We start from the raw sequence: 12,657 nt of genomic DNA, 5'->3' as shown, positions 1-12,657 counted from the left end.
CGAGCCTCGGCTACCGCACGCCCGCCGAAGCGCGCGCCGACTACACCCTTCAGGCCGCGATCGCCGCCTGATCCACAAAGAGATCGTCTACGAAACTTGACACAGCCCACCCCTTGGATGAGGGCTACCGGCCCGGCGGCCTGTCCGACCAGGAGTGGGCCACCACCCTCGCCGCGCGACGCCGCGATCTGCTCGGAGCCTTGACGGAGACGGTGCTGGATCGGCGGTTGGCGCCGTTGGAGCACACCGCGATCGACACCGCCCTGGCCGGCGCGGTCCGCGACGCGGACGTGCCGATCCTGCCGATGGTGGTCGACCGGCTGCTGCGCCCCGACCCTGCCGACGACCCGGACGGCCGGCTCACCGAGGACGGCCGCCAGGTCGGCCACGCGCTGCGCCGCCTGGTGGCCGGGGACCTGGCCGGCCTGTTCGACGGGCCGAGCACCGTCAGGTTCGACCCGTCGCTGCCGATGGTCAGCCTCGATCTTTCGCGCGTCACCGAGAACAGCACGTTGATTTCGGTGCTGATGACCTGCTCGTCGGCATGGATGGAAGCCGCCCTGCTCGACCCCAACGGGGGCCGCAGATGGGTCGTCTACGACGAGGCATGGAGGCTCATGTCCCACCCGGCGCTCCTGCGCAGGATGGACGCCCACTGGCGTCTCGCCCGGCACTACGGGCTGGCCAATCTCTTGGTGTTCCACAAGCTCACCGACTTGGAGAACGTCGGCGATGCCGGATCGGCGAACCGGGCGCTGGCGAACAGCCTGCTGGCAAACGCGGAGACGAAGATCGTCTACCGGCAGGAGACCGATCAGCTCGGCCCCACCGCCGTCGCGCTCGGGCTGACCGGCACCGAACGCCGCCTGCTGCCCGGACTCGGCACCGGGCAAGGGCTCTGGCGGATCAAGGACCGGGCCTTCGTCGTGCAGCACCAACTCCACCCCGCCGAGCTCGCCGCGTTCGACACCACCGCCCGCATGACCGGCAAAGGCTAGAGCCGTCGCCCGCGATCGATTCCCATTCTACGCCTGTCCGCATAGCGTCCCGCTTACGCTGGAAGCATGGCTGTGGACCCCGCACTTTCCGAGCTCGCTCGCCCGATTGAGGACGGACAGCCGTGGCCGCGGCCTGCGTGCCCCAAGTGCCAGACCGGATACATCGGATTCTCAGCGCCCACCGAGGATGAAGGACACGATTCAGCTTCCGCGCGCAACCACCCTGCGTTCGAGCCGGAGTGGATTTCCGGCACGTTTGTCGTCCGCGGTCAGTGCGAGAATCCCGAGTGTCGACAGGCTGTGCACGGCACGGCGACTATCGCGTGGACTACTCCCACAGGTCGAACCGCGATGATTTCGAGTACCAAGGCATCGCCTATTCCTCGTACTACACTGTGACGCACCTGCATCCGCCGATGCTGATAATGCCGATCCCGAGATAGGCACCCGACGAAGTAAGAGAGGGTGTGCTGCGCGCTTCTCGCGTGCTTTTCGCTGATCCTGGTCTGGCCGCAACTGCGCTGCGTGCCACGGTGGAACGGTTCTTGACTTCAGAAGGAATCTCTGCAACTCGACCATCTGGGCAATTTCGGAACGCGCAGGCGGTGGATTCTACGAGGACGGCCACCGCTGCCCGGGTGAACCGGCGACGGTGGACCTCCTCGCTTCCGCTGCGGGACGGTTGGCCGCTGCGGAGTACACAGTCCCAGGCCAGGACTTTCGGGTCGACTTGCGGCGTTTCCCGGCACAACCAGAAGACGGGTTCGTGCTCATCCCCGCGTGACCAGGTCTCGCGGGGATGAGCACGAACCCCTGAAACCGAGGCGCAACCTGGCTTTGGAGACCCCAGTTCGCTTTGTCTTCTTCATGCGTCAGAGCCCGAATGCCCCGCCGCTGATCAGGATGAAGATGCCCAGGCCGATGAGAACGATTGGGAACAGGATGTGCTCCCAGCGTTCCAGGATTTCCGCGATCCGACGTCTGGTGGCGATGAATTTGGCCACGAACACCAGGACCGCAACGAGAGCGAGGAACACAACACAGTATGCGACCACGGCGGCAGGCCCCACACTGAGGAAAACTGGAACGTAAACACCGATGTTGTCCCCGCCGTTGGCGAAGGTGACTCCTGCCACGGCCCAGACAGCGACCTTCCTGCCTTCAATCTTGCCCTCATCATCGTCGTCATCGTCATGCCGCCGACGCCACGCCTGCCAGGCCGCCCATAGCCCCAATCCCAAGGGGATCAGGCCGAAGTATGGGATGACCTCAGGAGGCAGGAACGCTCCGGCGCCGAGGGCTACGAGTACGGCAGCGCCGAGAATACCTGCGAACCCCAGATACTGTCCAACTAGGATCCGAACCGTCGTGCCTCGCTGCCCTGCACCCCGGGCGAAGAACAGTGAGAGCACGATGATGTCGTCGATATTCGTGGCAAGGAACAGGCCGATCGCTTGCAGGATCGAGAGCAGGATCATATGTGCACCTCCGCCGTGCATTCCGAAACAGCGCAGGAAGGGTCGATGCAGGTCGCTTCGTGATCCACAGCCAAGGTCGTATCCAGCAGAGCGGTAAGCGCACGGGTGAGACGGGGGTCTGCGACCTCGTACCGCGTTCGGCGGCCCTGAGGTTCGGCCACGACGATGCCGCAGTCGCGAAGGCAGGTCAGGTGGTTAGAAACGTTGGACGGACTGAGATCCAGATCGCGGGCCAGTGCCGCAGGATAGATCGGGCCGTCAAGCAGGGTCATGAGAATGCGTGAACGTGTCGGGTCGGCCATTGCTCGGCCGAGCCGGTTCATCACGTCCAATCGATCGGTTATAGTCAGCACCCAATGAACATACACGCTTCGCTGTATGATTGCCAAAACCGTTCCTTGGGCGTGAGGAACGAACTGGTGACAGTTTCGGTTTAGGCCGCGAGTGTGAGCGGCTCGGTCAGTTTGGCTTCGAATTCGATGGGCGTCAAGCCGCCGAGGGTGTCCTGGGCGCGCTGACGGTGGTACTTCCGCTCGATCCAGACGACGATGGCGAGTCGCAGCTCCTGCCGGGTGGCCCACCGTTGCTGGTTGAGCACGTTCGTCTGTAGCAGTGACCAGAACGACTCCATGGCGGCGTTGTCTCCGGCGGCGCCGACGCGGCCCATCGATCCGACCATGTCGTGTCGGTTCAGTTCGCTGGCCATCGCTCTGCTGCGGAACTGGCTGCCTCTGTCGGCGTGCAGGATGCAGCCAGCGACCTCGCCGCGGCGAGTGACGGCGTTGCGGACGGCGTCGACGGCGAGCTTCGCGGTCATCCGGTCCGAGATCGAGTACCCCACGATGCGGTTGGAGAATACGTCCTTGATCGCGCAGCAGTAGAGTTTGCCTTCGCTCGTCCGGTGCTCCGTAATGTCCGTGAGCCAGAGCCGGTTCGGCGCGTCAGCGCGGAACACCCGTTTGACGTGATCGTCGAACACGGGCGGGCCGGCCTTCTTGCCCTTCCCGCGCCGTCGGCGTTGCGCGGACGAGAGAATCCCGGCCTGCGAGCACAGCTTCCACGCCGTCCGCCTGCTCATCCGCCACCCGGCTCGCCGCGCTTCGTCAGCGAGATATCGATACCCGAACGTCGGGTCGTCGTGGTGCGCGTCGTGCAGCGCGTTGATCCGATACGCGCGGAGGACGTCCGCGCTCCGCACGGGATCGTTTCGCCAGCGATAGTAGGGCTGGCGGGCGAGCTTGAGGACCCGGCACGACACCGTCACAGGAATCCCCGCGGCGGCGAGCTCAGCAACGAGCGGGTACGTCATTTTGGGGAGCCACCGAGTTTCAGGTTCGCCTGCGACAGATACGCCGCCGCACGCCGAAGCACCTCGTTCTCCTGCTCAAGCAACCGGATCCGCTTCTTCAGATCCCGCGCCTCGGCGGCATCGGCGGCGGTCTGGCCGGGACGGTTGCCGTCTTCGATATCGGCTTGTCGGAGCCAGTTCTGCAGCGTTGCTTCGCTGATGCCGAAGTCGGTGGCGATCTGTTTGATGGTGACGCCGCTCTCGCGGCGACGAGCGACCGCGACGACGTCTTCGCGGAACTCTTTCGGATAAGGACCGGGCATGATGACATCCTCCCCGCCAGCGCCTCCCGGCACTAACGATCAGTTGTCACCGATTCGTTCCTCACGCCCTTCCTCACGCCCAGGGCTAAGTGACTCAACCTCTGAGTCTGTAGACCGTCTCACCCGTGTTGACATCGACCACACGGCCGTCATCGCGCACGCGAAACCGTGTCTCGCCGGAATTGGCATCCACCACTCTGCCGTCGTCGCGGACACGGAATGATGTCTCCCCAGTGTGCGCGTCAACCATCCGGTTGCCGCGCACGCGAAACCGTGTTATCACCCGAACTCGCACTGACCGCCCGGCGGCCGTCCCAAGTTTCATCACTCATACGAAGAGCCTGCCAGAGACGTCCGACATTCCTCCGTACGCGGCAGAGGTTCGACCTGCACGGCTCGTACGTGCGCGCGGACGCCCAGGAGCGCCACGCATGCTCTCATGGCGGCGTTGACTCACCTCGACGCTATGAGGAAGCCCGAGCCTGAGCCCGTCCCGGTGTCCATTCCGCTCGTCGTGCTCGATGTGCGCGAGGACGGCACCGTGACCGTCACCGTCGACGGGAAACGGTTGGACCCTGACCCTTTCGCGCCGCCGTGGCGGCGCTCCTCGTTCGGGCAGATCATCGACCGCGCCACGAACGACCGGACGACACCGGCGAGGGTCGAGGTCCGCGAAGCGGACGGCACGACGTTCACCGACATCGTCGCCGCCCGCCGCCGGCGTTCCCGCCCCGAGCCCGAACCGGAACCGGCGGCGCAGGCCGGGCCGGTGTTTCACACCGTCGAGGGCAAGGGGTTCGTTCCGGGCGAGGACGTGGCGGTCGCAGTCGTCACCGGGCACACCGACGCCGCCCACTCCGGCACCGCGCGCGCCCTCATCGACCCAGCCGGGAACGGCGCCGACCGGACCGACGAGGTCATCGAGGTCATCCTGTTCGGCCGGGTCTCCGGCACCACGATCATCCGGCGAGTGCCGTGAACGAGCAGGGCCGGCAGACCGGCTCGTTCGGGGACGAGCTGACCAACGCCGCGATGATCGGGCTGGTCGTCCTGTTCGGCGTCGCGCTGATCCTGCGCGCCGCGGGATCGGTGGCCGCGTTCCTGACCGGCACGCCCCAGCCGGCCGGCGATCCCGCTTCCGGGGTCGGTGTGCTGTTCCACCCTGGTGATCCCGGCGCGGCGCTCGACGCGGACGGCCTGAACCCGGTCGTCTACTGGATCGTCGCCGGGCTGCTGCTCGCCGGCCTCGTGACCGGCGGGCTATGGGCGTGGCTGCGGTTGCGCCGCCACACCCACCGGATCGAGACCGACCCGCGCCGCATGGCCGGGATCGCCACACGGCACGAAGTCGCCGCCGCTGCGTCTGAGAAGGCGCTGCTGCGCCGCGCGGGAAACCTGCGCCCCGGCCTGGCTGACCCGAAGCCGGCGGACGTGGGCTACCGGCTCGGCACCTCCAAGGGCACCGGCGTGTGGGCGTCGGTCGAGGACTCGATCATGGTGATCGGGCCGCCCCGCTCCGGGAAGGGCCTGCATCTGGTGATCCCGGCGATCCTCGACGCGCCCGGCGCCGTCGTCGTCACCTCGACCAGGCCGGACAACCTCACCGCGACCATGCGCGCCCGTCGCAGGATCGGCCCCGTCGCGATCTTCGACCCGCAACACTTGGCCGAGGGTCTGCCCGCCGGTCTGCGCTGGTCACCGATCCGGGGCTGCGAGTCGCCGCAGACGGCGATGATCCGCGCCACCGGGCTCGCCGCCGGCACCGGCCTGTCCGCAGGCGGCGTCGACGGCGGAGGCTTCTGGGAGGGCAAGACACGGGCCGCGCTCCAAGCCCTGCTGCACGCGGCAGCGATCGACCATCGGCCGCCCGCCGAGCTGTTCAGGTGGACTCTCGATCCGACCGCGGCCGCTGACGCGGTGGCGATCCTGACCGGCTCCACGCAGGCTGCGACCGGGTGGGCCGAGTCTCTGGAAGCGATGATCGACTCCGACCCCCGCACCCGCGACTCGATCTGGCAGGGCGTCTCCTTGGCTCTCGGCTCCCTCGCGGACCCGCGCGTGCTCGACGCCGTATCGCCCGGCCCCGGTGAGGGCTTCGATCCCGAAGCGTTCATCCGCGACCGCGGCACGTTGTTCCTGCTGGCAACCGGGTCCGGTGCGGGAGCCAGCGCCGCGCTGGTCGCCGCGCTCGTGGAAGACCTCATCGAGACCGCCCGCCGCCTGGCCGCACGGTCGGCCGGTGCCCGGCTCGATCCGCCGATGCTGCTGGCCTTGGATGAGATAGCCAACCTCTCGCCGTTGCCGTCGCTGCCGACGCTGATGGCCGAAGGCGGCGGGTCGGGGATCACGACCATGCCGGTGCTCCAATCGCTCGCGCAGGCGCGGGACAATTGGAACGAGCACCAGGCGAACGCGATCTGGGACGCCTCGATCGTCAAGGTCATCCTCGGCGGGGCTTCCAACAGCCGGGACCTGCAAGACCTGAGCGCCTTGGTCGGCGAACGCGACGAATACACCGACTCCGTGACGCTGGGCGACCACGGCACCCGCTCCAACCAGCGGTCCGTGCGCCGGGTGCCGATCTTCCCGCCCGACCGCATCCGCCGGCTCCCGTTCGGGACCGGGATCGTGCTGCTGCGCTCCGCGGCCCCGATCGTCACCGACCTGCACCCCTGGCCCAAGCGTCCCGACGCCGGCCAGCTCGCCGCCGACCGTGCCGAGATCGAAGCCCTGCTCCGTCGTTCCGGCACCTGAACGCCGGTCGCGGCACGGAGCACCTGCCCGCCACAACGGCCCGGCACGAACCGGCGCCGGAGAGCAGACAGGAGCCCAGCATGTCCGACGAACCCGGTGGCGACGCCACGACGAACGATGTTCCCGACTCGGATGTGGACCAGATGGACGACGACGGCTACGACGAGCCGCTGATCGCCGAGCCGCCGCACCCGATCAACTGGAACCTGCTGAGTGCCGAGGACGCCGAGGCCGAGTGGTTGGAGCTCAACCGCTGGGTGGACTGGCTACGCCACACCTACGGGCTCCCCGCCTCCGTGATCCCGCCCGCCTGGCACATGCACCCGGAGCTGCTGTGGGAGCTGAGCGCGCTGCACCTTCACTGGCTCTGCGCCTACGACCCGGACCAGAACGGCAGCGCACCGCTCGGCTGGCACCGCGACTTCGCCGACGCCCGCCAGCGGCTCCGCGAATGGGTCGCCGCCTGCGGCACCCGGCTCGACCACGACCGTCCCACCCGGCAGACTGTCTGGCCCGGCGAGGAACCCGGCGACCCGATCGAGGACATCCCGATCACCGACCGCGACGCCGAGTTCGTGGAGTTCGTCATGGCCGACGTCCAGGCCCGCCGCGAGGCAGAGGAAGCGTTCTACCGCGACCTCGACCCGGACACCGGAGAAGTGTCGTGAGCGACAAGACCGAGGCACTCGTCTCGCCCCTGCTGGACAGCCGTGAGGTCGCCGCGTACTTGAAGGTCTCGGAGTCCACCCTGTCGCGGTGGCGCTCGGCCGGCACGGGGCCGCCGTTCCTGCGGCTTGGCGGGATCGCCCGGTACCGGCTCGACGCCGTGGACCGCTGGCTGAGCGAGCTGGAACACGACCGTGCCCCGCAGAGCTGAACCGCAGCCGACCGCCGAGCCCAAGCCGGTCCCGCCGATCGGCGTGAAGGTCTCCACAGACATGGAGCGCCGCTCCTACGGCATCCGCGCCCGAGCCCGGTGGACCGACCCGACCACCAAGCGGCGTGTCATCCGCTCGGAAATCGTGCGAGACGAAGCGGCCGCGCACGCGTTCTTCGACCAGCTCCGCAACTCATCGACCAAGGGCATGGACGTGTCCATGACGCTGCTGGAGTTCGTCACCTCCATCGGCGACCGGTGGGCGCGGGGCCTGGACCCGACCTCCACCGGCGAGACCTACGGGTACGGGCTGAAACTGCGCGTGCTGCCCGCGCTCGGGCACCTGCCGGTCACCCAGATCACCGCCGGGATCATCGACCGCACCATTGATGAGTGGGAGCAGCGTCACGGCGCGTCGACCATCAAGAACACCATCGCCCCGCTCGTGCGGGTGCTCGATGAGGCCGTGCGGGACGGGCTGATCCAGATCAATCCTGCGAAGAACCGCGCCAAGCGGAGCCTGAACCGCAACGCCTTCCGCGGCCAGTCCGCCGAACACACCTCCCCACGGGCGCACGCAATCCCGGACATGAAGACCCTCAACCGCCTCGCCAGGGCGTGCGGCAAGGTGCATCAGTCCTACAGCGACTTCGTGATGCTCGCCGCGCTACTCGCCGCACGGTCCTCGGAGGTCTCCGGGTTGCAGGTCGGGGACGTGGACTACGGCAAGAACCTCGTCGTGATCCGCCGGCAGGTTTTCCCCGGCAAAGGCGGCCTGGTTACAAAACCGACCAAGAGCCGCAAAGAACGCCGCGTGCCGATCCTCGAACCACTCCGGCCAGTGCTCGAACGCCTCACCGACGGGAAGGAGCCCGAGGACTCGTTGCTGGTCGGCCCGAAGGGCGGCTATCTCACCACCGCGACCGTCCGCGACGCCACCAACTGGGACGGCATCGTCGCGAAGCTCGGACTGCCCGACCTCACCCGGCACGGCCTACGCCACACCGGGGCAACCTGGATGGCCGACGCGGGCATCCCGCTGCACGTACTGCAAGACATCCTCGGGCACGCCTCGATGGAGACCACGCGCGGCTATCTCCACCCCGACGACCGCCACCTCGCCTCCGCCGCCGAGCAGGCCAACGCCTTCCTCTCCACCGCCGGACAACGCAAGAACGCCCGGCGCAGCAGCCCCGCGACCAGGGGCCTGTGATGCGCTCCGACGCCCGCGGGAGTGCTCCCGGAAGCGTTCTGGTCCCCTTTTGGTCCCCATATCCACAGGACGCGGGTTCTGGGCGATCAGTTCGTCCACAGGCGACCACCGGCGAGAGCGCCGGGGGACCAGAGGGGGACCACAGAGAACGACCCCCGGACATGATGAAGCCCAGGCGAGAAACCTACTCTCACCTGGGCTTTTACGTCGGGCTGACAGGATTTGAACCTGCGACCCCCTGACCCCCAGTCAGGTGCGCTACCAAGCTGCGCCACAGCCCGTGGCATGGATTTTCAGTTGTTCGGGCCGACCAGAGCGGGGTAAACCCACTTAACCCCTCAGTCAAGGACGTCGACGGTCTGACGACGCAGAGCACGGGCCTCCTCGCCCGCGGTGAGCCGGGGCTGCGGCCGTGCACCCCGCGCGGCATCATCACCCTCCTCGACGAGACCGGCATCGACCTCGACGGTGCGCGTGCCGTGGTCATCGGCCGGTCCGAGCTCGTCGGACGGCCCATGGCGCAGCTGCTCGTCAACCGCAATGCGACGGTGACGATCGCCCACTCGCACACCGCGGACCTGCCCGCCGTCGCGCGAGAAGCCGATGTCCTCGTCGTCGCGATGGGTCGGCAGGAGGCCGTCGACGACGCCTTCGTCGCGCCCGGGGCGACGGTCATCGACGTCGGCATCCACCGCACCCCTGCGGGTCTGCGCGGTGACGTCGCCTTCGCCGAGGTGGCCCCCATCGCCGGTGCCATCACCCCGGTTCCCGGCGGGGTCGGTCCGATGACGATCGAGACCCTGCTGCGCAACACCCTCGACGCCGCGCGCCTGCAGGCCGGGTTGCCGCCCAGCGACGCCTGAGCGGGCGGCCGCGCGGCGGCGCGGTGTGCTGACGCCTGTGCCCGGCACTTCGGGCTGACACGGGAAATGGAGGGCCGATCCTCGATGAGGATCGACCCTCCATTCGTGTTGCGCCCGGGACGGCGGGTCCGCAGCCCAGCCGAGCGCCGGCCCGCAGGCGGGGCTCGGGTGCCCCGCCTCGGCGAACCTCAGTGCTGCATCGCGGCGAGCACTTCGGGATCGAGCACGGAGATCGAATGGGACTCCTGGAAGGCGCGGACGCCTTCGATGCCCTGTTCGCGGCCGATCCCGGAGTTCTTCACTCCGCCGAAGGGCGCGCGCAGGTCGAGCCGGGGTGCACCGTGGTCGTTGACCCACACGTACCCGCACTGGAGCTGACCGCCGACCCGTTGAGCCGCTTCGGGGTCGGCCGTCCACACGGATCCGCTCAGGCCCGCCCACGTGTCGTTGGCTGCGGCGATCGCCTCAGCCTCGTCGTCGAAGGGGATGAGCGGGATGACGGGACCGAACTGCTCCTCGGTGACCACGCGCAGCGATGTGTCGGGGTCGATGACGAGGGCCGGGCGGACGAAGTTGCCGCCGCTCATCTCCCCGTCGGGAAGCTGCGCGTACTCGCGGACCTCGGCGCCCGAGGCCTTCGCCTCGGCGATGAGCTCGTCGACGAACTCCTTCTGCTTCGGCGAGTTCAGCGGACCCATCGTCGTCTCGGGATCGAGCCCGTAGCCGAGCCGGACCTTCTCCAGCCGGGCCGCGAGTCCGTCGGTGAGTTCGCCGATGCGGGACCGGTGGACGAAGATGCGCTTGGCGTTCATACAGATCTGACCGGCGGTGTCGTAGATCGCGGAGAACAGCCGATCGAGGTGGGCGTCGTCGAGGATCGCGTCCTCGAGGATGAGCGCGGCGTCGTTGCCGCCGAGCTCGAGCACCACCGCGGTGAGGCTGCCGGAGGCCATCTCCATCATCTTCTTCCCGCCCCCGACGCTGCCGGTGAAGCTCACCTTCGCGATGTCCTCGTTGTGGATGAGGGCGGACATGTTCTCGTCCTTGCCGGTGATGACGTTGAGCACGCCCGGGGGCAGCTTCTCCGCGATCCGCTGGGTGACGAGCGTGGTGGCCAGCGGGGTCGACGGCGGGGATTTGACGATGACGGTGTTGCCGGCGAGCAGCGCGTGCGGCAGGGAGGCGCCGAGGATGGCGATCGGCCAGTTGAAGGGGACGATGATCGTCACGACCCCCATCGGCTTGTGCGCGACCTCGGTGCGGGTGGGGATCCCCGGTGCGGAGTCGAGCACCGTGGAGCGCTCCACCTCGTCGACGAGGTCGAGGGCGAGGTTCCAACGGATCTCGAGGACGAGCGGATCGACCCACGCCTCCTGGACGATCTTGCCGTTCTCCTGCGAGAGGATGCGGGCGTCCTCGTCGCGGTTGTCTGCGATCCCGGCGATCGCGGTGCGCATGTGCTCGGCGCGTTCGGCGGCGCTGAGCTTGCCCCAGGATGCGGCGGCGGCCTTGGCGGAGGCGACCGCCTCGGCGACGTCGTCCTTGCTCGCCGAGGCGGCCCGCCCGACGATCCGGCCCGGCTTCGCGGGGTCGGGAACGTCGATCGTCTCCGGCGTGCTGCGGTGTTCGCCGTTGATGTAGAGGTCGGTCTGCACGGTCGTGGTCTCGGTGGTGGCGGTCATGGTTCTCACCTCTCTGTGATGGTTGCGGTGGTGCGGTGGGTGTGGTGCGGTCGGTCTGCGGATGGACGGGGTCGAGAAGGGGTCAGTGGAACGGGTAGAGCGTCTGCGGATTGGTCACGAGGATCTTCTCGCGCGTCGCCGCATCGGGGGCCATCTCGGCGAGGAAGTCGAGGAGGTCGCCGTCGTCGGGCATGTGGCGCACGTTCGGGTGCGGCCAGTCGGTGCCCCAGAGGATGCGGTCTTCGGCCTTCGCGATGAGCTCGCGAGCGAAGGGGACGACATCGGAGTACGGCGGCTCCCCGGTGGCGCTGAGGCGTTCGGCACCGGAGATCTTCACCCACGCCCGGTCGTCGTCGAGGAGGTCGAGCAGGGTCGCGAAGGGCTTCTGGTCCAGGCCGTCGCCGGTGCGCACACGCCCCATGTGGTCGATGATGTAGGGCGTGGGCATGTTCGCCAGCAGGTTCGTGTAGTCGGGGATGTCCTTCGCATCGAAGTGGAGGACGATGTGCCAGCCTTTCGGAGCGACGCGGTGGACGAGCCGCCAGAACTTCTCGAGGTCCGGTCTCCCGCCGAGGTGGGCGACGAAGTTGAAGCGGATGCCGCGGACCCCGGCCTCGTGCATGCGGTCGAGTTCGGCATCGGTCGTCGCATCGTCGATCATCGCGACCCCGGAGAACCGGCCCTCACCGCGTTCGATGGCGTCGAGCATCGCGGAGTTGTCCGTGCCGTGGCAGCTGGCCTGGACGAACACGGCCCGCTCGAGGCCGAGCGTGGACTGGAGGTCGAGGAAGTCCTCGTACCCGGAATCCGGTGGGGTGTAGGAGCGGTTCGGCGCGAACGGGAACGTCGCGGCGGGGCCGAAGATGTGGCAGTGGGCGTCGACGGAGAGCGGCGGAGGAGTGAACGCGGTGGGTGCGTGCGGGTTGCGCACGGGGGCGGGAATCGTGGGGGCATCGGTCATATCGGCTCCTCTGCTGTGGTCCGGCGGTGCGGGTGACGAGTGGTGGCTTGGGTCCGCGGCGGTCAGGTATGCGGCTCTCGGGTCTGCGGCGGTTCGGACTCAGCGGCCGAAGGCCGTTCCGTCCATGAGCTTGCGGGCGGTGCGGACGATCCCGGCGCGACGGATCTCGAGACCGCCGGCACCCCAGTCGGCGTCGACGATGGCGGAGAACGTGCCGGTC

10 protein-coding genes, 1 tRNA gene and 2 pseudogenes are annotated in these 12,657 nt (G+C 68.2%); 7 read left to right on the top strand and 6 right to left on the bottom strand.

Annotation, left to right across the window (positions count from 1 at the left end; translation table 11 throughout):
* Positions 1 to 95: 95 nt before the first annotated feature.
* Positions 96 to 998, top strand: a pseudogene (locus tag FFS20_RS16785) (ATP-binding protein); the annotation flags it as partial.
* An 872-nt stretch (positions 999 to 1,870) separates the two neighbouring features.
* Here the strand turns inward: FFS20_RS16785 and FFS20_RS16780 are convergent.
* From FFS20_RS16780 to FFS20_RS16770, 3 genes and pseudogenes are all read right to left on the bottom strand, one after another.
* Entirely contained in the window at positions 1,871 to 2,476 is a 606-nt protein-coding gene (locus FFS20_RS16780) for a cadmium resistance transporter (RefSeq protein ID WP_026529674.1), read from the bottom strand.
* Positions 2,473 to 2,829 (bottom strand): metalloregulator ArsR/SmtB family transcription factor, encoded by a 357-nt coding sequence (locus FFS20_RS16775; RefSeq protein ID WP_026529675.1) that lies wholly within the window; start codon positions 2,827 to 2,829, stop codon positions 2,473 to 2,475. Before FFS20_RS16775 ends, FFS20_RS16780 begins: the two co-directional genes overlap by 4 nt.
* 80 nt (positions 2,830 to 2,909) lie before the next feature.
* Positions 2,910 to 4,087, bottom strand: a pseudogene (locus FFS20_RS16770) (IS3 family transposase).
* 466 nt (positions 4,088 to 4,553) lie between these two features.
* On the opposite strand from FFS20_RS16770, the gene FFS20_RS16760 reads away from it, so the two are divergent.
* The 5 genes from FFS20_RS16760 to FFS20_RS16740 all read left to right on the top strand — a co-directional run bounded on the left by FFS20_RS16760 (position 4,554) and on the right by FFS20_RS16740 (position 8,931).
* The gene (locus FFS20_RS16760; RefSeq protein WP_026529678.1) at positions 4,554 to 5,066 is read left to right on the top strand and encodes a hypothetical protein; all 513 of its coding nucleotides are present in this window, start codon (positions 4,554 to 4,556) and stop codon (positions 5,064 to 5,066) included.
* Between the two features lie 53 nt (positions 5,067 to 5,119).
* Positions 5,120 to 6,841 carry a TraM recognition domain-containing protein gene (locus FFS20_RS16755; RefSeq protein ID WP_051498920.1) on the top strand — a complete coding sequence of 574 codons (1,722 nt, stop codon included), beginning with the start codon at positions 5,120 to 5,122 and terminating at the stop codon, positions 6,839 to 6,841.
* Between the two features lie 143 nt (positions 6,842 to 6,984).
* On the top strand, positions 6,985 to 7,509 hold the full coding sequence (locus FFS20_RS16750; protein WP_085996294.1) for a hypothetical protein: 525 nt from the start codon (positions 6,985 to 6,987) through the stop codon (positions 7,507 to 7,509).
* Positions 7,506 to 7,718 carry a helix-turn-helix domain-containing protein gene (locus tag FFS20_RS16745; RefSeq protein WP_026529681.1) on the top strand — a complete coding sequence of 71 codons (213 nt, stop codon included), beginning with the start codon at positions 7,506 to 7,508 and terminating at the stop codon, positions 7,716 to 7,718. The genes FFS20_RS16750 and FFS20_RS16745 overlap by 4 nt, the downstream gene beginning before the upstream one ends.
* The gene (locus FFS20_RS16740) at positions 7,702 to 8,931 is read left to right on the top strand and encodes a site-specific integrase (RefSeq protein ID WP_026529682.1); all 1,230 of its coding nucleotides are present in this window, start codon (positions 7,702 to 7,704) and stop codon (positions 8,929 to 8,931) included. The genes FFS20_RS16745 and FFS20_RS16740 overlap by 17 nt, the downstream gene beginning before the upstream one ends.
* A 207-nt stretch (positions 8,932 to 9,138) precedes the next feature.
* On the opposite strand, the gene FFS20_RS16735 is transcribed toward FFS20_RS16740, so the two are convergent.
* A tRNA-Pro gene (locus tag FFS20_RS16735) sits at positions 9,139 to 9,212 on the bottom strand.
* Between FFS20_RS16735 and FFS20_RS16730 the strand changes: the two genes are divergently transcribed.
* Complete coding sequence (locus tag FFS20_RS16730) at positions 9,198 to 9,794, top strand: bifunctional 5,10-methylenetetrahydrofolate dehydrogenase/5,10-methenyltetrahydrofolate cyclohydrolase (RefSeq protein WP_137826926.1); 597 nt, start codon at positions 9,198 to 9,200, stop codon at positions 9,792 to 9,794. The genes FFS20_RS16735 and FFS20_RS16730 overlap by 15 nt on opposite strands.
* A gap of 188 nt (positions 9,795 to 9,982) precedes the next feature.
* Here FFS20_RS16730 and FFS20_RS16725 read toward each other — a convergent pair whose 3' ends face one another.
* Both FFS20_RS16725 and FFS20_RS16720 read right to left on the bottom strand, forming a co-directional pair.
* The gene (locus tag FFS20_RS16725; RefSeq protein WP_137826925.1) at positions 9,983 to 11,476 is read right to left on the bottom strand and encodes an aldehyde dehydrogenase family protein; all 1,494 of its coding nucleotides are present in this window, start codon (positions 11,474 to 11,476) and stop codon (positions 9,983 to 9,985) included.
* Between the two features lie 82 nt (positions 11,477 to 11,558).
* The gene (locus FFS20_RS16720) at positions 11,559 to 12,437 is read right to left on the bottom strand and encodes an amidohydrolase family protein (RefSeq protein WP_137826924.1); all 879 of its coding nucleotides are present in this window, start codon (positions 12,435 to 12,437) and stop codon (positions 11,559 to 11,561) included.
* Positions 12,438 to 12,657 lie beyond the last annotated feature (220 nt).

Origin of the sequence: Brevibacterium sp. 2SA, assembly GCF_005502845.1 — a bacterium.
Taxonomy (GTDB): Bacteria; Actinomycetota; Actinomycetes; order Actinomycetales; family Brevibacteriaceae; genus Brevibacterium.
This window is presented reverse-complemented; position numbering and strand designations above follow the sequence as displayed.

What these genes read in the sequence shown, in the direction of transcription:
- FFS20_RS16750 (WP_085996294.1), top strand. Translation starts at nt 6,985, where the DNA reads ATGGACGACGACGGCTACGACGAGCCGCTGATCGCCGAGCCGCCGCAC.
- FFS20_RS16720 (WP_137826924.1), bottom strand. Translation starts at nt 12,437, where the DNA reads ATGACCGATGCCCCCACGATTCCCGCCCCCGTGCGCAACCCGCACGCA.
- FFS20_RS16780 (WP_026529674.1), bottom strand. Translation starts at nt 2,476, where the DNA reads ATGATCCTGCTCTCGATCCTGCAAGCGATCGGCCTGTTCCTTGCCACG.
- FFS20_RS16755 (WP_051498920.1), top strand. Translation starts at nt 5,120, where the DNA reads ATGATCGGGCTGGTCGTCCTGTTCGGCGTCGCGCTGATCCTGCGCGCC.
- FFS20_RS16725 (WP_137826925.1), bottom strand. Translation starts at nt 11,476, where the DNA reads ATGACCGCCACCACCGAGACCACGACCGTGCAGACCGACCTCTACATC.
- FFS20_RS16760 (WP_026529678.1), top strand. Translation starts at nt 4,554, where the DNA reads ATGAGGAAGCCCGAGCCTGAGCCCGTCCCGGTGTCCATTCCGCTCGTC.